Source organism: Dentiradicibacter hellwigii, from assembly GCF_041770905.1.
GTDB lineage: Bacteria > Pseudomonadota > Gammaproteobacteria > Burkholderiales > Rhodocyclaceae > Propionivibrio > Propionivibrio hellwigii.
Genome location: NZ_JBEUWX010000002.1, coordinates 1,636,132 through 1,656,051 on the forward strand (window position 1 = coordinate 1,636,132; position 19,920 = coordinate 1,656,051).

The following is a 19,920-nucleotide window of genomic DNA, read 5'->3' on the forward strand; positions in this document are numbered from 1 at the left end:
CTTTCAGATTTTGCTTTGCTGACTTTCTTTGGCGAGGCAAAGAAAGTCAGCGGGGCGCGCTGCCGCTTAGCGCAACGACATCAAGAGAAGTCGTGGGTGAAGGTCAGCGCGTAGGCCTTGGCAATCCCTATATTTAAAGTATCTCAGGGTGTCTGCACTGAAGCCCTTGTATTTAGGGAATTTCCGAGGGGATGCCTGGAAACGCCCTATCCGCGCGGGTTTCCGGGTATCCCTTTTGAGGCGCTAAAAAATAGCGGCTCGAATTTGCCAAAAGACAAGGCAGTAAAGCCACTGACAGTACATTTAGTACGACAATGCTAAGCCAACACAGCAACGCCGTATTTTGGCAAAGAAAGGCGCTATAAAAAGCACGGCAAGTTAATGCGGCCTTCCTGTAAAGGAAGCCGCTATTTTTCCGGTTTATGTTTTTTGATGCTCTGTACCCCTTGTATTTAAAGGGCTTCAGGGCATTTTATGTTTTCTGCCCTACTTGCACGGGTTTGTGGGAAGCTTTTTTGTAGGCTTTTATTCGCTTTGTCGCAGGCTTTGATAGAGCGCTTCGTAATGTGCAGCGGCATCGTCCCAGGAAAAATCCTGCCGCATGGCGCATTGCTGCACCTGCCGCCAGGCTGCCGCGTCGTGATAAAACTGGCTGGCTTCGCGGATGCGTGCGCCCAGTGCGTAGCGCGTCGCTTCTTCAAACACGAATCCCGTCGCACAGCCGGATTGCAGATTTTCCGGCGAAGCATCGACAACGGTATCGGCCAGCCCGCCCACGCGCCGCACGAGCGGGAGAGTGCCGTAGCGCAAGGCATAAAGCTGGGTCAGACCGCAGGGTTCAAAGCGGGAAGGGACGAGTAGAACATCCGCACCGGCGATGACGCGATGCGACATGGCTTCGTCGTAGCCCAGATGAATGGCGACCTGGCCGGGATGTGCCGCAGCGGCATCACGAAAGCCCGTTTCCAGTTCAGCGTCGCCCGTGCCGAGGACGACCAGTTGGCCGCCTTCCTGCAACAGTTCGGGCAAAGCGGCCAGCAGCAGATCCATCCCTTTCTGCGCGGTCAGGCGGCTGACCACGCCGAACAGCGGTCCTTTCGCCGCGCGGTCGAGCTTAAACTCGGCTTGTAGCGCCTGTTTGACGGCTTGCTTACCCTTCAAGTTGTCTGCACTGTAGGGCTTGGCGATTAGCGGATCGTCCGGTCGCCAGACGGCGTAATCGACGCCATTGAGAATACCGGACAGATCCTGGCCGTGGTCACGCATGACGCCTTCCAGGCCACAGCCGAATTCGGCGGTGCAGATTTCCTGCGCGTAGGTGGGGCTGACGGTGGTGATTTTGCTGGAATAGACGAGGCCAGCCTTCATGAATGAGAGATTGCCGTGAAATTCCATACCCATCGGCGTCATGGCGCTCATCGGCAAGTCCAGTTCATAGCGGCAGTCCATCGGAAAAATACCGCGGAAGGCCATGTTGTGGATGGTAAAGACGGTTTTCGTATCCAGCGCAGGATTCTGGCGCAGGTAAGCGGCGGCCAGTCCGGCATGCCAGTCGTGGGCGTGAATAATGTCAGGCGTCCAGCCGGTATCAAGTTCGCCAGAGGCCAGGTGTGCAGCCGCCCAGCCGAGCAGGGCGAAGCGGCGGTGATTGTCCGCCCAGTCCTGGCCTTCCGGCCCCAGATAGGGGTTGCCCGGACGTCGGTATAAAAAAGGCGCGTCGATCACGTAGGCCGGCAGCCCGCTATCCGGCAGACGGCCGGATAGCAGCCTGACCGCCGCTGCGCCGAAAACAGGGCCAATGGCGCACACCGGTTTGAGTGATTCCATGCCGGCTAGAATGCCGGGAAAACCGGGCAGCAGCATGCGCACATCCAGTCCGCGCCGAACCAGCGCCGGCGGCAGGGCGGCGGTAACATCGGCCAGCCCGCCGGTTTTAACCAGGGGAAAAATTTCCGAAGCAACGTGAAGGATTTTCATGGCATCGCCTGCGCCTGTTGGAATGGCCGCGGCGGCGTCCGGCCGGACGAGCCAGACGCCGACAGCATTCACACGGATTGATTTATGTATTCACTCACGACGGTTTCTGCAATAGCACGCAAGAGTACGGCGGTTCAGGATACCACCTGATCCATCATCTTCTGCGTCACCAGCGTAATGCCGTTCGACGTGCGCCGGAAGCGGCGCGCATCCGCTTCGGGATCTTCGCCGATGACGAAGCCCGGTGGAATCTTGACACCGTAGTCGATGATGCAACGACTCAAACGCGCCCCACGCCCCACTTCGACCTCCGGCAGGAGCACCGACCAGTCGATACGGGTGTGCGAGTGCGCGCGGCATGAGGAAAAAAGCAATGAACGGTTGATTTCGCCGGAAATGATGCAACCGTCGGAAACAACCGATTCGATGGCAATGCCGCGCCGGTCGGCCTGGTTATGCACGAATTTGGCTGGCGGCAACTGTTGCTGGTACGTCCAGATCGGCCAGGCGCGGTCGTAGAGATTGAGCGCCGGATCGGTCGCCGTCAGATCGATATTCGCTTCCCAATAGGCGTCGATCGTGCCGACATCGCGCCAGTAGTGCTCTTTGCCAGGGCCTTCTTCCGGGGCATGCACGCAGCTCAGATGGAAGGGATGCGCCTTGGCCCGCCCATTTTTGACTGCATGCGGAATGATATCCTTGCCAAAGTCGTGACTCGATTCAGGATCTTCGATATCACGCCGCAGCTCGCTATAGAGGTATTTGGCATTGAAAATGTAAATGCCCATGCTGCACAGCGAGGCATCCGGCTTGCCCGGCATGGGGGGCGGATCAGCCGGTTTTTCGACGAAGTCGGTGATTTTCCACTGATCGTCGATCGCCATCACGCCAAAGCCGGTAGCGTCCTTGCGCGGCACCTCGATGCAGGCGATCGTGCATTCCGCGCCGCCTTCCACATGATCGACGAGCATGGCCGCATAGTTCATCCGGTAGATATGGTCGCCAGCGAGGATAACGACGTATTCCGGTGTCGGCAGATAGGTCTCAACAATGTCCAGGTTCTGGTAAACCGCATCGGCCGTACCGCGATACCACGACTCCTCATCCACCCGCTGCTGCGCCGGCAGAAGGTCGACAAACTCGTTGATTTCGGCGCGCAAAAAGCTCCAGCCGCGCTGCAAATGCCGCAGCAAGCTGTGCGACTTGTACTGGGTCACGACGCCGATTCGGCGAATACCGGAATTGACGCAATTGGACAGGGCAAAATCGACGATGCGGTATTCGCCGCCAAAATAGACGGCCGGTTTCGCGCGCCAGTCGGTCAGTTCATACAAACGGCTGCCGCGCCCACCCGCCAATACCAGCGCCACGGCCCGTCCGGGCAATCGAAACGTTCGTTTATCGATCATCTTCCGCTCCCAGGTCATTCATCCATTCAAGATTCAAAGGGCTGCGTTCCACAAAAATGCTTATACGGCACGCAACCGCCAGACCGCCACCCCATCAACTGATCACATCCGGCTTCGTCCTGCCCGTCGTGGCCGTGATCTGCGCCACACTTTCGGCTAAGGCAATCAGCGGCGCCAGCGCCTGCTGGGTCGGCACGCTATGCTGTGCCGGGTCGGCAACATAGCGTTCCAGATAAAGCCGGATCGTCGCGCCTTCGGTACCGGTGCCCGACAGCCGGAACACCACACGCGAACCATCCTCAAGCAGAATGCGGACGCCTTGGTGCTCGCTGCGCGCGCCATCGACCGGGTCGGTGTAGCTAAAGTCGTCGGCCATGCGCACACGCATGCCTCCAATCGTCTGCCCAGCCAGCGTCGGCAGCTTGCCGCGCAGCGCCGTGAACATCGCCTCCGCCTTCGCTGATTCGACGCCTTCATAGTCATGGCGGGAATAGACGTTGCGGCCGTATTTCTGCCAGTGGGCACGCACGATCTGTTCGACGGACTCATTGCGCGCAGCCAGAATATTGAGCCAGTAGAGCACCGCCCATAAGCCGTCTTTCTCGCGCACGTGATTAGAGCCTGTGCCGGAGCTTTCCTCGCCGCACAGCGTGGCTTTTCCGGCATCGAGCAGCGAGCCGAAGAATTTCCACCCGGTCGGCGTTTCAAAACACGGGATGCCGAAATCGGCGGCCACCCGATCCACCGCGCAGCTCGTCGGCATGGAGCGCGCCACGCCGGCCAGCCCCTTGGCATAGGCCGGAATCAGAGAATAATTGGCCGTCAGTATCGCCAGACTGTCGCTCGGGCTGACGATGAAATTGCTGCCGACGATCATGTTGCGATCGCCATCGCCGTCGGAGGCGGCGCCAAACGACAGGCCCAGCCCGGGGTCGGCCATGGCATTAACCAGATCGGCGGCATAGACGGGATTGGGGTCGGGATGCCCGCCGCCGAAATCGGCCAAGGGCGTGCCGTTGACGACCGTACCGGCCGGCGCGCCCAGGCGCCGTTCCAGCAAGGCTTTGGCATAGGGGCCGGTGACAGCGTGCATGGCATCAAAACGCATGCGGAAACCGGGACGCGCCAGCAGAGCGGCAATGCGCTCAAAGTCAAACAGCGATTCGAGTAGTTCGGCATAGTCGGCCACCGGGTCGATAACTTCGACCGTCATTGCGCCGATGCGCGTTTCACCCAAACGGGAAAGATCAATGTCGTCCGCCTCGACGTAACGGTATTCGGTGATGCCCTGCGTCCGCTGATATACCGCGTCGGTAAAGGTTTCGTTGGCCGGCCCGCCGTTAGCCAGGTTGTACTTGATGCCGAAATCACCCTCGACACCGCCGGGATTATGACTGGCCGAAAGAATGATGCCGCCAAACGCGGCGCGTTTGCGGATGACTGCACTCGCCGCCGGCGTCGACAAGATTCCGCCCTGCCCGACCAGGACGCGCCCAAAGCCGGCCGCTGCTGCCATGCGCAAAATAATCTGGATGGCAACGTCGTTGAAATAGCGGCCATCCCCCCCCAGCACCAGCGTCTGGCCTTGCTGACCGTTCAAGGTATCGAAAATCGACTGGACGAAATTTTCCAGATAACCGGGCTGGCTGAAAACCTTGACCTTCTTGCGCAGCCCGGAGGTTCCGGGTTTCTGGCCGGCGAAGGGCCGGGTTGCCACTGTTTTGACGCTCATTGCACGCTTCCTCCCGTTCGTTCCAATGTCTCAAACCATTTACGACCCCAGGCCGGCAAGCCATGAATCCGCCGCCTTTCGCCCTTTCGCCAACATCCGCCGCACGCGAATCGTGCGAACGCCCGCAGCGCCTCAGTCAAGATGCCGGCGGCTGAAATCGAGCAGCGCCTGTGTCGAGGCATCCAGCCCCTGCGCCTGCGCGGCGTCACGCACAGCCGGCAGGATCTGGCTGGCCATGGCTTTGCCCAGTTCAACCCCCCACTGGTCGAACGAATTGACGCCCCAGAGCATGCCCTGCACCGCGACCTTGTGCTCATACAGCGCCACCAGCGCGCCCAATGTCGCCGGCGTCAGGCCGTCGAGTAGCAGCGTCGAGGACGGCTGGTTGCCTTTGAAAACGCGGTGCGGCAGCAAGCGCTCGATTTCATGGACGGGCAGCATCGCTTTTTCCATATCCCTGCGCGCCTCGGCGTCGGTCTTGCCGAAGGCCAAGGCAGCGCTCTGGGCAAAACAGTTGGACAGAAGCGCTTCCTGATGCCCGGGCAGTGGAAAATCGGCGTGCACGGCGGCGATGAAGTCGCAGGGGATAAGACGCCCGCCCTGATGGAGCAGCTGAAAGAAAGCGTGCTGCCCATTGTTGCCCAGTTCGCCCCAGACGATCGGGCAGGCGGGCATCGCCAGCGGCTCACCGTCGCGGCTGACCGATTTGCCATTACTCTCCATCTCCAGTTGCTGGAGGAAAGACGGGAAATATTTGAGCGACTCGTTGTAGGGCAGCACAGCCAAACTTTCCGCGCCCAGAAAACTGGTGTTCCAGAAACCGATCAACGCCATTGTGACCGGCAGGTTCCGCTCGAACGGCGCGCTGGCAAAATGCCTATCCATGCGCTCGGCGCCCGCCAGCATTTCATCGAAAGCTTGCGGGCCGATGGCGATCATCAGTGCCAGACCCACCGCCGACCACAAGGAATAGCGGCCGCCAACCCAGTCCCAGATTGGAAAGATGCAGTCCTTATTGACGCCGAATTCGACGGCGCGTTCGGGTTTACTCGACACCGCCGCGAAATGGTTCTGCAGCACCACATCCTCGCCCAGATTGGCGCGCAGCCAGGTACGCGCGGTATTGGCGTTGAACAGCGTCTCCTGCGTCGTAAATGTTTTACTGACGACAATGAACAGCGTCGTGCGCGGATCGAGGGTCTGTAGCAGCGTCGCCATCTGCGCGCCGTCGAGGTTAGAAACGTAATGCACGCCCAGCGACGGATGCGCGACCGAACGCAGCGCATAATTCATCATTTTCGGCCCCAGATCGGAGCCGCCGATGCCGATATTGACGACATCCTTGATCGGCGCGCCCTGGTGGCCCAGACATTTTCCGGCGCGCAGGCGGTCGGCGAATTCGGCCATCCGGCGGCGCGTTGCCAGCACTTCCGGCATCACGTCGACGCCTGCGGAAGGGAACGGCGTGCCGGAATGGCGTAGCGCTACATGCAGCGCGGCACGGTCTTCGGTATTGTTAATGTGCTCGCCGGCGAACATGCGCCGAATGCCTTCCTCTACGCCGTGCTCTTGCGCCAGCGCGCGCAGCAGCTGCAATGTCTGCCCCGTGAGGCGCTGCTTGGAAAAATCGTAGAACAAACCTTCAAACGAGAAACTGAGCGCAGCAACCCGTTGTGGGTCTTCCGCGAACAGTTCGCGCAACGATTTCTCTGCCAGCGCCTGACGATGCGCTTCAAGATCCCGCCATGTCTTCGAACGCGTCAGCATCATGATGCTTTCCCTTTCCCCTTGATTCATCTTTTCTGTTCCCCGCCCGCCTTACGGCATGCAGCGTTCCTGCCATACCATTATGGCAAAGAACCGGCGCATACAACAGGCTGACGGCAAAAAAATCTGTGCTTGCGGAGCCGGTTGGCGGAACTCCGGCATGCCAGAAAACGCTCGCTCTTAAATGCGGCCAAACAATGCCAAAAAGCAGGCAAAAGCATGGGATAATAGCGGGTGACGTCGCGGGACAAGCAGGAAGCAGGCAGAAAAAACTGCGCGCCGCCAGGGTTCGTATCAGCCCCCACGCAAGGGGCGTGTCCCCGAACCCTTCCGTGATCAAAAGGCATCTTGCATCGAATGCGTCTATCGGCATGCATCGCTTTGTCGATAAGACGCTGCCGTAAATTTCGTCGATGGTATTTGTATTATTGTTGAACCGGATTATCAGATTTTTTCACTGTATATAAAGGAAAGCAGTCATGGCTATTAAAGTAGGCATCAACGGTTTTGGTCGTATCGGAAGAATGGTGTTCCGCGCCGCTGTTCAGAATTTCAAGGATATCGAGATCGTCGGCATCAACGATCTGCTCGAACCCGACTATGTCGCCTATATGCTGAAATTCGATTCTGTTCATGGTCGCTTCAAGGGCGATGTGTCGGTCGAAGGCAACTTTCTGGTCGTCAACGGCAAAAAGATTCGTCTGACCGCCTGCAAGGACCCTGCCGAACTGAAATGGAGTGAGGTCGGCGCAGACATCATTGTTGAATCCACCGGCTTGTTCCTAACGAAAGAAACGGCGCAGAAGCACATCGACGCGGGCGCCAAGAAAGTCATCATGTCGGCGCCATCGAAGGATGACACGCCAATGTTCGTCTTTGGCGTCAACTGCGCCTCTTATGCGGGCGAGCCGATTATCTCCAATGCTTCGTGTACAACCAACTGCCTGGCGCCACTGGCCAAGGTCATCAACGACACCTTCGGCATCAAGCGCGGCCTGATGACCACGGTACACGCCACGACCAATACGCAGAAAACGGTCGATGCGCCGTCGAACAAGGACTGGCGCGGCGGCCGCGGCATCCTGGAAAACATCATCCCGTCCTCGACCGGCGCCGCCAAGGCCGTCGGCAAGGTCATTCCCGCGCTGAACAAGAAACTCACCGGTATGGCCTTCCGCGTACCGACCTCCGACGTTTCCGTTGTCGACCTGACCTGCGAGCTTGAAAAACCGGCTTCTTATGAGGAAATCTGCGCTGCGCTCAAGGCCGCATCGGAAGGCGCACTCAAGGGCGTGCTCGGTTATACCGAGGATAAGGTCGTCTCGACCGATTTCCGTGGGGAAGCCTGTACTTCAGTATTCGACGCCGACGCCGGTATTGCGCTTGACCCAACTTTCGTCAAGCTGGTTTCCTGGTATGACAATGAATGGGGCTATTCCAACAAGGTGCTGGAAATGATCCGCGTTATGGCGGCCAAGTAAGCGCCCGGCTGCGACCAACTGTTCCCAGCCAGGCAATGCCGCGGCGGTTACACACAGGGAAGGCGGAAGAGTGCATTGCTCCAAACGCCTTCCCTATTTTTTTGTTTCGACTTTTTAACGGATGACTGTCATGACTTTCAAACGCCTGACCGATCTTGATGTCAGCGGCAAGCGCGTCTTTATCCGCGCCGACCTCAACGTGCCGCAGGACGACCACCTCGCCATTACCGACGATACGCGCATTCGCGCCGCTTTGCCGGGCATCCGCTACGCCTTGTCCAAAGGCGCCGCGGTCATGGTGACTTCGCACCTGGGCCGTCCGACCGAAGGCGAATGCAAACCTGAAGATTCGCTCGCCCCCGTTGCCAAACGTATGTCCGAACTGCTTGGGCAACCTGTCCGTCTGGTACAAAACTGGGTTGATGGCGGTTTCGAGGTCACCCCCGGCGAAGTCGTTATGCTCGAAAACAGCCGGTGCAACAAGGGCGAAAAAAAGTGCGACGATGGCCTTTCACAGAAAATGGCATCGCTCTGTGACATCTGGGTCATGGACGCTTTCGGCACCGCACACCGCGCCGAAGCCACCACCTATGGCATGGGCAAGTACGCAAAAATCGCCTGCGCCGGCCCCTGTGTCGCCTCCGAGCTGGAAGCGCTGACCAAAGCACTGGCGCAACCGGCACGCCCGCTTGTCGCCATCGTCGGCGGTTCCAAGGTCTCGACCAAGCTGACCGTGCTGGAAAGTCTGTCCGCCAAGGTCGACCAGCTGATTGTCGGCGGCGGCATCGCCAATACCTTCCTGCTTGCTACTGGCAAGAAAATCGGCAAGTCGCTTGCCGAGCCCGATCTCGTTGACCAGGCCAAAGCCGTCATGGCCAAAGTCAAGGTGCCATTACCAACCGATGTTGTCGTCGCCAAGGAATTCTCGGCTACAGCGCAGGCGACAGTCAAAAGCGTCGATGAAGTCGCCGACGACGATATGATCCTCGACATCGGGCCACAATCAGCCAAGGCGCTGGCGGACATCATCGCCCAGGCCGGCACTGTCGTTTGGAACGGGCCGGTCGGCGTTTTTGAAATGGCGCCTTTTGCAGGCGGCACCAAAGCGCTGGCAGAAGCTGTCGCGGCTTCCAAGGCGTTTACCCTGGCTGGCGGCGGCGACACCGTATCGGCCATCCACGTTTTCGGTATCGAAGACAAGGTCGGCTATATCTCTACCGCAGGTGGCGCCTTTCTCGAATTTCTCGAAGGCAAACGCCTGCCTGCCGTGGAAATTCTCGAATCGCGTAACGCAGGCTGAGGCTACGGCGTAGGCATCGGCCATACGAACATTCAGGTCCTGCAACACTGGCATAATCCGCCTCTTTCTCGGTTTCTGCTAAAAATGGCCGGATGCATGAAGCAGCCCGCAAATGCGCGCTTGGCTTGTATGTGCGAACGGTTTGCAGGAAAATCAAAAATCGAGTGCATGAGAAAACTTATCGAAAAGGTCACATAACATGGATATTCATCTCTATTTCTCGCTGATCCCGGAAGCGCTCATCGCCTCCAATCTGCCGCCGGAACGGTTCGGTCAGTATTATTCGACAGGCAACAGCTATAAGTCCAAGGGACAGAGCATGTTCTTCGAGGTCGATCCGAATTTTCGCAACGAATATTTCGACATCGATAGTGCCTTTGCCCGCTGCGTCCCCAATGCCGAGGGCCGCCCCAAACATTCGGTGTACATCTCGGTCTATCGCGTGCTCGAACACCTGCCGGTCAGCGCGCTCGGCAAGCTTTATTTGACGACCGCTTACGGTCACGCCATCGGTATCGAACGGGGCAGCAGCATTCCGCGCGATCCGGAATACAGCCTGCATCTGTATCAGGACATGGTGCCGGTCAACAGTCTCGTCGTCAGCAACCTTGACCCGGGGCATTTCTACGAAAGCGTGACGCTTCACCCGGAAAAATTCATCCGCTTCCCTGGTCTGTTCTTCGTCGAGCTTGAACTCGGCGCTCTGGCTAACGACCCGGAAAACGGGCCGGTCGGCGACCTGCCCTACTCGTTCATCCATCACTTGCGCGAGGCCTTGCTTGAACTCAAGCCGCCAACAGGGACGGCGCCAAGCATCAAGCAGACCAAGCTGGTACACCGCGTACATTCGCTCGAATTCCCCTACCGGATGGTCAAGCGCGGCTTCTACATCGGCAACGGTCATGACATGGCTTTTTATCCGATGCCCTCACACCACGAACTGCGCGACAAATACAGCAAGTGGTGGCATTCGGCCAACCTCTAAACACGATGCAACCGCGCTGTAAACCGCCCTGTGGCCAGAGGGCGGTTTACAGTAGAATTTCAGCGAAATCGCCCCCTGGACAGCGATTTCAAACGGCAGCATTTCCAATGCCTCCCCTGCGGTTTTGCCGGCCGCGTTTTAAGGGTACGCCATGATTCGCCACACCAAAATCGTTGCCACACTCGGCCCGGCCTCCAGCAGCCCGCAGGCACTGGAGCGCCTGTTGCAGGCCGGCGTCGATGTCGTTCGGCTGAATTTTTCACATGGCAAGGCGGAGGATCACATCGCACTGGCCGATACCGTGCGGCAGGTCGCTGCCCGCCTCAAGCGTCCCGTCGGTATTCTGGCCGACCTGCAGGGGCCGAAAATCCGCATTGGCAAATTTGAGAACGGCAAAATTCTGCTTAAAGAAGGCGACAGCTTCATTCTCGATGCCCAGTGCACGCTCGGCAACCAGGCGCGCGTCGGCCTCGACTACAAGGATCTACCGCACGATGTCAACCGCGGCAGCATCTTGCTGCTAGACGACGGTCGCCTCGTCTTGGAGGTCAGCCATGTGGCCGGCGCGGAAATCCATACGCGCGTGCGCCACGGCGGCGAGCTTTCGAACAACAAGGGCATCAACCGTCAGGGCGGCGGCCTCTCAGCGCCGGCGCTGACCGCCAAGGATATGGACGACATCAAGACGGCGGCGCAGATGGGTGCGGACTTCCTCGCCGTTTCTTTCCCCAAGAGCGCCTCGGACATGTACATGGCGCGCCAGTTGATGCGGGCTGCGGGCGGGAGCGCATTGACCATCGCAAAAATCGAACGTGTCGAGGCCGTCGATGCGCTGGCGGAAATCCTCGACGCCTCCGACGGGCTGATGGTCGCACGCGGCGATCTGGCGGTCGAAGTCGGCGATGCAGCGGTGCCGGCACTGCAAAAACGGATGATCCGCATGGCACGCGAACGGAACAAACTGGCGATCACGGCGACGCAAATGATGGAATCGATGATTCACGCGCCGACACCGACCCGTGCCGAAGTTTCCGACGTCGCCAACGCAGTCATCGACGGAACCGACGCCGTTATGCTTTCGGCCGAAACCGCTGTAGGGGCCTACCCGGAGCAGACGGTCGAGGCCATGGCGCGCATCTGCCGGGCAGCGGAAAAATCAATGCCGATCACGCTTGACCGCGAATTTCTCGATCGCGTTTTTACCCGTATCGACCAATCGATTGCCCTGTCCGCACTGTTTGCCGCCTATCACCTGAACGTCAAGGCGATCGTTGCGCTGACCAGCTCCGGTTCTACGGCGCTCTGGATGAGCCGCCTTGATTGCGGCGTGCCGATTTTTGCGCTGACGCAGGAAGCCGCCTCATTACCCAAAATGTCACTTTTCCGCCAGGTCACGCCCCTGCTGATCGATCCAATGCCCGACGACCGAGCCGGTATGCGGCGCGAAATCGAGCGTCGGCTAATAGAAGCTGACGTTGCCGCCGAAGGCGACCTTATCGTCCTTACCTACGGCGACCGTCACGGCACACCCGGCGGCACCAACACACTGTCCATCATGCGTATCGGTGAAGGCGCCCAGACAGCCGTCCCGAACATGCACATTCCACCGTTTCATTGACCAAGGAGAAAACCATGCCACTCGTTTCATTGCGCCAGTTGCTCGACCACGCCGCCGAACATAGCTACGGCCTGCCGGCATTCAACGTCAATAACATGGAGCAAGTCATCGCCATCATGGAAGCCGCCCGCGAAACCGACTCGCCCGTCATCATGCAGGCCTCGGCCGGCGCACGCAAATATGCCGGTGAACCTTTCCTGCGCCACCAGATCCTGGCTGCGCTCGAAGCCTATCCCGACACCCCCATCGTCATGCACCAGGATCACGGCCAATCGCCGGCAGTCTGCATGGCGGCTATCCGCTCCGGCTTCTCTTCGGTGATGATGGACGGCTCGCTCCAGGCGGACGGAAAAACGGTCTCTTCCTACGAATATAACGTGGCAACGACGAAGAAAGTCACCGAATTCTCCCACTCGATTGGCGTTTCGGTGGAAGGGGAATTGGGCGTACTCGGTTCGCTCGAAACGATGAAAGGCGACAAGGAAGACGGCCACGGCGCCGAAGGCACGATGACGCGCGAGCAGCTGCTCACCGATGTCGAACAGGCCGCCGACTTCGTCAAGCAGACGCAGTGCGACGCACTGGCTATCGCCATCGGCACCAGCCACGGCGCATACAAGTTCACCAAGAAGCCCACCGGCGACATTCTGGCCATCGACCGCATTGCCGAAATCCACGCGCGCATCCCAAATACCCACCTGGTCATGCACGGCTCCTCGTCGGTACCGCAGGAACTGCTCGCCGAAATCCGCGAATTCGGCGGTGACATGAAGGAAACTTACGGCGTGCCGGTCGAAGAAATCGTGCGCGGCATCAAGCACGGCGTACGCAAGGTCAACATCGACACCGACATTCGTCTGGCAATGACGGGCGCGATTCGCCGCTACTTTGTCGAGAACCCCGGCAAATTCGACCCACGCGATTACCTCAAACCCGCGCGCGAAGCTGCCAAGAAACTCTGCCGCGCCCGTTTTGAAGCCTTTGGCGCCGCCGGACAGGCCGGCAAGATCAAGGCGATTCCGCTCAGCAAGATGGCTGAACGCTACAGTCAAGGCGAACTCGATCAGATCGTCCGCTGATGACTTGTCGCGCCACCGAAGTCTGTCGTGCCGACCCGTATCCACGCGCGATACGGGCGGCCTGAAGCATCGGCAGGGCCAGGCAGATCAACAATTAGCTTGGTCTTGCCGCTTTCTGCGGTCGGCGTTCCAACACAGCACGACACATGAGGCGGCGTATGTTGCGCTGTTATGTGCTGTCCCGATTTGAAAGAAATTAAGCACTTCCAATAACCCCTGGTTCTACTGCCCTGAAAAAGCGGCGTTTCGACCAAAAAGCAATATTTGATGAACCTGATTTTTCCTGCAATGTCGGCATGTTTTGCCGTATTGCCTGCGGCACGCCCTTTCGCGCTTTCACGGAGAGGGCGTTTTTCACCGACCGGCCATACCGGCCTAACCATTTGCTGCATTCCGCTTTACGACCCCGGCCGGCGGCAATTTCCTTTTTATTTTCCTGCCACTCATCATGACCCAAGCTCTTTATCAGTCCTCGCTCAAAAGTCTGCCGCTGCTCGGGCGCGGCAAGGTCCGCGACATCTACGCCATCGATGACGACCGACTGTTGATCGTCACCAGCGACCGCCTTTCCGCCTTCGACGCCGTACTGCCCGACCCGATTCCGCACAAGGGCCAGGTGCTCACGCAACTGGCCAATTTCTGGTTCGACAGGCTGGCGCATGTCCTGCCCAACCAACTGACCGGAATCGACCCGGAATCGGTCGTCACACCGGAAGAACGCGCGCAGGTACGCAACCGCAGTCTCGTCGTCAAACGGCTTCGGCCGCTGCCGATCGAAGCCGTCGTGCGCGGCTACCTGATCGGTTCCGGCTGGAAGGATTATCAGCGCAGCGGCGCCGTCTGCGGCATCGCACTGCCGCCGGGTCTGCCACTGGCGGCCCGCCTGCCCGAACCCATCTTCACACCGGCCAGCAAAGCCACGGTAGGCCACGACGAGAATATTTCCTTCGCCCGGATGCAGGCCGACTGTGAGGCAGCCCTCTCAGACATCCTGCCCCGCGCAGGCAAAACCGGCGCGCAGATTGCCGAGCAGGCGCGTGCGGCGGCCCTTCAGCTTTATACGGAAGCCGCTGCCTACGCGCTTGAACGCGGCATCATCATTGCCGACACCAAGTTTGAATTCGGCGTTGACGCCGCCGGTACGCTGCATCTGATCGACGAGGCGCTCACGCCCGATTCATCGCGTTTCTGGCCCAAAGACAGTTATCAGCCCGGCCACAATCCGCCTTCATACGACAAGCAATATGTGCGCGACCATCTGGAAGCGATCGGCTGGAACAAGCAGCCGCCTGCGCCGGCACTGCCCGCCGAGGTCATTGCGCGTACCAGCGCCAAATACATTGAGGCCTACCAACAACTGACCGGCCGGAAGCTGGCTGACCCGCACTGAGCATCGCCCTGCCTGCCGGCTTGCCCCGGCGCATTTGCGCTGATCCGGCAAGCCTTTCTGCAAGGCGGTGGGGCGACGCCGTAGAGGATCTAAACCCATCGGATACGATAGCACGGCGTGCAGCCGCAACTGCCGGCCGTGCCTGAAATACCGCTCCCGAACCCATCATCCATCAAACCGTTTTATTCACCATGACTGACGCCAATCCTTTACTCGATTTTTCTGGACTTCCCCGTTTTGACCGCATCGAACCGGCACACGTCCGCCCCGCCATCGATGCGCTGCTCACCGAATCCCGCGCACTCGTCGCACGGCTGACGACAGGCACCGTTCCCGCCACCTGGAAAGATTTTGTCGCGCCGCTCAATGACGGTATCGAACGCCTCGCGCGCGCTTGGGGCATTGTCGGCCATCTGCATTCGGTCAATGACACTCCCCACTGGCGCGAAGCCTACAACGCCCTGCTACCCGAAGTGTCCCGTTTCTACGCCGAACTGGGGCAGAATCTCGCGCTGTTCGCCCAATACAAGGCGCTGCGCGACAGTGCCGACTATGCCTCGCTGTCGGCGGCGCAACAGCGCATCATCGACAACGAGCTACGCGACTTCCGCCTCTCCGGCGCAGGACTGCCGGAGGCGCAGAAACCGCGTTTTCAGGCAATTCAGGAAGAACAGGCCGCGCTATCCGCCAAATTTTCTGAAAACCTGCTCGACGCCACCAATGCTTTTGCCGAGTACGTCAGTGACGAATCCGAACTCGCCGGCCTGCCAAACGATGTCATCCAGGCCGCGCGTGAGGCGGCGGAGAAAGAAGGCAAAAATGGCTGGAAATTCACGCTGCACATGCCCTCTTATCTCCCCGTCATGCAATATGCCGACAGCCGCCGGCTGCGCGCCGCGCTCTATCGCGCCTATGTCACGCGCGCCTCGGAATTCGGCCCGCCTGCGCTGAACAATGCCCCCCTCATACGCCGTCTGCTCGAACTGCGGCAGGAAGAAGCCCACATGCTGGGCTACGCCAATTTTGCCGAGGTCTCGCTGACGCCGAAAATGGCTGAATCGGTCGAGCAGGTATTGGTTTTCCTGCGCGACCTGGCCGCCAAGGCGCGCCCGTTCGCCGAGAAAGACCTGGCCGAGCTGCGTGAGTTTGCCGCCAAAACGCTGGGGTTGCCGGTACTGGAAGCCTGGGATTACGCCTATGCCGCCGAAAAGCTGCGACAGGCGCGTTACGACTTTTCCGCTCAGGAAGTCAAACCTTATTTCACGGAGCCGACTGTCCTCGCTGGCCTCTTCCGCGCTATCGAAACGCTGTACGGCGTCCGCATTACGCCCGACACCGCGCCGGTCTGGAATGCCGACGTGCGTTTCTTCCGTATTACGGACGCGACCGGTCAGCGCGTCGGACAGTTCTATCTTGACCTGTACGCGCGCGAAACAAAACGGGGCGGCGCCTGGATGGACGAAGCCATCGCCCGGCGCAGGCTGCCCGACGGCTCCGTGCAAACGCCCGTCGCCTATCTGGTCTGCAACTTTGCGCGCCCGGTTGGTGAAAAAGACGGCCGCCCGCTGCCCGCCACCCTGACGCATGATGAAGTCGAAACGCTGTTCCACGAAACCGGGCACGGCCTGCACCATTTGCTGACGCGGGTCGACGAATTGGGCGTGTCCGGCATCCGCGGCGTCGAATGGGATGCCGTCGAACTGCCTTCGCAGTTCATGGAAAACTATTGCTGGGAATGGTCGGTCATCGAGACGTTGAGCGCGCACATTGAAAGCGGCGCACCGCTGCCGCGCGCGTTGTTCGAGAAAATGCGCGCGGCAAAAAATTTCCAGAGCGGCATGCAGATGTTGCGCCAAATCGAATTTTCGCTGTTCGACATGCTACTGCACAGCCGCTTCGATCCGGCTGCCGGCGAAGAGGGGATCCTGCAACTGCTCGAGGCCGTGCGGCGCGAAGTCGCGGTCATATTCCCGCCGGAGTGGAACCGTTTTGCCAACAGCTTCTCGCACATTTTCGCGGGCGGCTACGCGGCGGGCTATTACAGCTACAAATGGGCGGAAGTCCTTTCCGCCGACTGTTACGCCGCGTTCGAAGAAGCCGGCAATCCTTTCGATCCGACGACCGGCAAACGTTTTCTTGACGAAATCCTTTCCGTCGGCGGCTCACGCCCGGCCCCTGACAGCTTCCGCGCATTTCGCGGCCGCGAACCTCGGGTGGACGCCCTGTTGCGTCACAGTGGTATGATTATCGAATAAAGGAGGAGACCATGAACGTCAAAATTGCCCTGCGCTCCGCGCTGCTGTTCACCGCCTTGACCTGTATCGCTACGGCGCATGCCCAAACGACCTACCGCTGGGTCGACAAGAAAAGCGGTCGCACGGTCTATTCCGACCAACCGCCGCCTGCGGGCATCAACGCGACCATCAATAACAAATCAGCGGCAGCAGGCTCATCGCCGATTCCCTACGCCGCGCGGCAGGCCGCCGAAAGATTTCCGGTGACGCTCTACACGAGCGCCGATTGCGTGGATCTATGCAAACAGGCGCGCGACCTGCTCAACAAACGCGGCGTGCCCTTCACCGAAAAAATGATGCGCGACAAGCAGGAAATCGACGATCTAAACAAGCGTTTCGGCGGCCAGATGGTTGCTCCGAGTATCAGCATCGGCTCGCAGAACCTGCTAGGGCTTGACCCGACCGCCTGGAACAACATCCTCGATCTGGCAGGCTATCCCACCACGGCCCCCTATGGCAGCAAGCCGTCGGGCGCATTCACCGAATCCCAATAAGCGGATAAATCGGCGCCGTCGGCACCCGGCATACCATTGCGCCTGTTCGGCGTGAAACCGGAAGCGGCAAAAATGCGCGAACCACGGAAGGGGACGAATCGTCATGGAGCTTGCTAGCTGGAATGTCAACTCACTGAAGGTTCGTCTGCCGCAACTGCTGGAATGGCTGATAGTACGTCAGCCGGATATTGTCTGCTTACAGGAAACCAAGCTGGAGGACGCCAAATTTCCTCGCCTCGAAATTGAGGCTGCGGGCTATAGTGTCGCCTTTGCCGGACAGAAGACCTATAACGGCGTCGCTTTGCTCGCACGACAGCCGCTCGTCGACATCGCCATCGGCAACCCGTATTTTCCCGACCCGCAGCAACGCCTGATCGCGGCAACGATTGGCGGCATCCGCGTCATCTGTGCCTACGTGCCGAACGGTCAGGAAGTCGGCAGCGAGAAATATGCCTACAAACTTGCCTGGCTGGCGGCGCTCGCCCGCTGGTTGCGTGAAGAAGTCGCCGAGTACCCGCATCTGGCCATCGCCGGCGATTTCAACATCGCGCCGGATGACCGTGATGTGCATAACCCGGTTGTCTGGGCAGGAAAAATTCTTTGCTCGGAGGCCGAGCGCACCGCCTTCCGCGCGCTGCTCGATTGCGGTCTGAAAGATAGTTTTCGCCTGTTCGACCAGCCCGAGAAAAGTTTCTCCTGGTGGGATTACCGCATGCTGGGCTTCCAGAAAAACTTAGGCCTGCGCATCGATCATCTCCTGCTTTCCACGCCGCTTGCACAGCGCTGCACGGCGTCCCTGATCGACCGCGAGATGCGCAAGCATGAGCGTCCTTCCGATCATGCGCCGGTTATCACCGTGCTGGAACCATAATCGCGACGAAGTGCCGCACCGCGAAGAAACGCGGCAGACCTTTGCTGACGTCGTTTAATAAACAGTTCGAACCATTGGCCGCGCCGCATGGCCCCGCACAAGGTACGCCACGGAAAGAAGACAGATCCCACGCCCGTACTAAAGCGTGCGTTGCATTTGCCCTGCATTGGTCTTTTCGACAAAACGCTAACCGATGAAGTGATCTTCCCGTCGCGAAAAGCGGCCGATATTCTTGGCTGTTCGCGCTTGCGCATTGGCGTAAAAAAGGGCATAAAAACAGCGCAGTTTCACTGTCTTGCCAACCGAAAAGGGAAACGCCATGAAAGCTCACAAAATTGCAGTCATTGCCGGTGACGGCATTGGCAAAGAGGTCATGCCGGAAGGGTTGCGCTGCATCGACGCGGCAGCGCGCAAGCATGGTATCGCCATCCAGTGGGACGAGTTTGATTGGAGCTGCGATTACTATCTCAAGCACGGAACGATGATGCCCGCCGACTGGAAGGCGCAGATCGGAAACCATGATGCGATCTTTTTCGGCGCCGTCGGCGACCCGGCGCGCGTGCCCGATCATGTCTCGCTTTGGGGGTCTCTCCTCAAATTTCGGCGCGAATTTGACCAGTACGTCAATCTGCGTCCGGCGCGCCTGATGCCGGGCGTCAAGTCGCCGCTGGTCGGCCGTGAGCCGGGCGACATCGATTTTTTCATCGTGCGCGAAAATACCGAGGGCGAGTATTCCAGCATCGGCGGCAAGATGTTCGCAGGCACCGAACGCGAATTCGTCGTGCAGGAGAGCATATTCACGCGCATCGGCGTCGACCGCGTCATCCGCTTCGCCTACCAGCTGGCGCAGCGGCGCGACAAAAAGCACCTGACTTCCGCGACCAAATCGAACGGCATCTCGATCTCCATGCCTTACTGGGACGAGCGCTTCGCCGCCATCGGCGAAGAGTTTCCCGACGTGCGCACGGACAAGTTTCACATCGACATCCTGACCGCCAATTTCGTCCGGCGGCCGGATTATTTCGATGTCGTCGTCGCTTCTAACTTATTTGGCGATATTCTCTCCGACCTCGGCCCGGCCTGCACCGGCACCATCGCCATCGCGCCATCAGCCAATCTCAACCCGGAGCGCCGCTTCCCTTCGCTGTTCGAGCCGGTACACGGTTCCGCGCCGGATATTTACGGACAGCAGATCGCCAATCCGATCGGGCAGATCTGGGCCGGCTCAATGATGCTCGATCACCTGGGCTATCCGCAGGCAGCGGCTGACGTACTGCGCGCTATCGAAACGGTACTGGCCGAGGGGCCACACACCCCCGACCTTGGTGGCAAAGCCAAAACGGGCGATCTTGGCAAAGCCATCGCCGAAGTCATTGCCGGCAACTGAAGACAGAAAGGCGGAAAACAGATTTATATTTTTTGATGCCCTGAAGCCCTTTATTTACGGGGGCTTCAGGGCATTTTATGTTTTCTTTACTATTTTTGCAGATTTCGGAAGGGGCGCTCTGAGACCCTTGTAAACA

Annotated in this window: 15 protein-coding genes; 10 read left to right on the forward strand and 5 right to left on the reverse strand. The window is 59.2% G+C overall.

Annotated elements, in window-relative coordinates:
* Positions 1-525: 525 nt before the first annotated feature.
* The 4 genes from glgA to pgi all read right to left on the reverse strand — a co-directional run bounded on the left by glgA (position 526) and on the right by pgi (position 6,888).
* Positions 526-1,977: a glycogen synthase GlgA gene (gene glgA, locus ABCS64_RS09760; protein ID WP_418891646.1), complete on the reverse strand. Its 1,452-nt coding sequence runs from the start codon at positions 1,975-1,977 to the stop codon at positions 526-528.
* A 134-nt stretch (positions 1,978-2,111) separates the two neighbouring features.
* A complete protein-coding gene (gene glgC, locus ABCS64_RS09765) occupies positions 2,112-3,386 on the reverse strand; it encodes a glucose-1-phosphate adenylyltransferase (RefSeq protein ID WP_418891647.1) in 1,275 nt (424 codons plus the stop codon).
* Positions 3,387-3,480: 94 nt separating this feature from the next.
* Positions 3,481-5,118 carry an alpha-D-glucose phosphate-specific phosphoglucomutase gene (locus ABCS64_RS09770; RefSeq protein WP_418891648.1) on the reverse strand — a complete coding sequence of 546 codons (1,638 nt, stop codon included), beginning with the start codon at positions 5,116-5,118 and terminating at the stop codon, positions 3,481-3,483.
* A 132-nt stretch (positions 5,119-5,250) separates the two neighbouring features.
* Complete coding sequence (pgi, locus tag ABCS64_RS09775) at positions 5,251-6,888, reverse strand: glucose-6-phosphate isomerase (RefSeq protein WP_418891649.1); 1,638 nt, start codon at positions 6,886-6,888, stop codon at positions 5,251-5,253.
* Between the two features lie 476 nt (positions 6,889-7,364).
* Between pgi and gap the strand changes: the two genes are divergently transcribed.
* The 5 genes from gap (at position 7,365) to fba (ending at position 13,348) form a co-directional block, all read left to right on the forward strand.
* Positions 7,365-8,366: a type I glyceraldehyde-3-phosphate dehydrogenase gene (gene gap / locus ABCS64_RS09780; protein WP_418891650.1), complete on the forward strand. Its 1,002-nt coding sequence runs from the start codon at positions 7,365-7,367 to the stop codon at positions 8,364-8,366.
* A gap of 130 nt (positions 8,367-8,496) precedes the next feature.
* The gene (locus ABCS64_RS09785) at positions 8,497-9,666 is read left to right on the forward strand and encodes a phosphoglycerate kinase (RefSeq protein WP_418891651.1); all 1,170 of its coding nucleotides are present in this window, start codon (positions 8,497-8,499) and stop codon (positions 9,664-9,666) included.
* A 199-nt stretch (positions 9,667-9,865) separates the two neighbouring features.
* Positions 9,866-10,651, forward strand: a complete 786-nt coding sequence (locus ABCS64_RS09790; RefSeq protein ID WP_418891652.1) for a hypothetical protein — start codon at positions 9,866-9,868, stop codon at positions 10,649-10,651.
* 151 nt (positions 10,652-10,802) lie between these two features.
* A complete protein-coding gene (gene pyk / locus ABCS64_RS09795; RefSeq protein WP_418891653.1) occupies positions 10,803-12,269 on the forward strand; it encodes a pyruvate kinase in 1,467 nt (488 codons plus the stop codon).
* Between the two features lie 14 nt (positions 12,270-12,283).
* Complete coding sequence (fba, locus tag ABCS64_RS09800) at positions 12,284-13,348, forward strand: class II fructose-bisphosphate aldolase (protein WP_418891654.1); 1,065 nt, start codon at positions 12,284-12,286, stop codon at positions 13,346-13,348.
* A 196-nt stretch (positions 13,349-13,544) separates the two neighbouring features.
* On the opposite strand, the gene ABCS64_RS09805 is transcribed toward fba, so the two are convergent.
* Complete coding sequence (locus ABCS64_RS09805; protein ID WP_418891655.1) at positions 13,545-13,805, reverse strand: hypothetical protein; 261 nt, start codon at positions 13,803-13,805, stop codon at positions 13,545-13,547.
* Between ABCS64_RS09805 and ABCS64_RS09810 the strand changes: the two genes are divergently transcribed.
* The 5 genes from ABCS64_RS09810 to ABCS64_RS09830 all read left to right on the forward strand — a co-directional run bounded on the left by ABCS64_RS09810 (position 13,797) and on the right by ABCS64_RS09830 (position 19,784).
* Complete coding sequence (locus ABCS64_RS09810; RefSeq protein ID WP_418891656.1) at positions 13,797-14,738, forward strand: phosphoribosylaminoimidazolesuccinocarboxamide synthase; 942 nt, start codon at positions 13,797-13,799, stop codon at positions 14,736-14,738. The genes ABCS64_RS09805 and ABCS64_RS09810 overlap by 9 nt on opposite strands.
* A gap of 191 nt (positions 14,739-14,929) precedes the next feature.
* A complete protein-coding gene (locus tag ABCS64_RS09815) occupies positions 14,930-16,993 on the forward strand; it encodes a M3 family metallopeptidase (RefSeq protein WP_418891657.1) in 2,064 nt (687 codons plus the stop codon).
* 11 nt (positions 16,994-17,004) lie between these two features.
* Positions 17,005-17,526, forward strand: a complete 522-nt coding sequence (locus tag ABCS64_RS09820) for a glutaredoxin family protein (protein ID WP_418891658.1) — start codon at positions 17,005-17,007, stop codon at positions 17,524-17,526.
* Between the two features lie 103 nt (positions 17,527-17,629).
* The gene (gene xth, locus ABCS64_RS09825; protein WP_418891659.1) at positions 17,630-18,397 is read left to right on the forward strand and encodes an exodeoxyribonuclease III; all 768 of its coding nucleotides are present in this window, start codon (positions 17,630-17,632) and stop codon (positions 18,395-18,397) included.
* 319 nt (positions 18,398-18,716) lie between these two features.
* Positions 18,717-19,784: a tartrate dehydrogenase gene (locus ABCS64_RS09830; RefSeq protein ID WP_418891660.1), complete on the forward strand. Its 1,068-nt coding sequence runs from the start codon at positions 18,717-18,719 to the stop codon at positions 19,782-19,784.
* Positions 19,785-19,920: the final 136 nt, after the last annotated feature.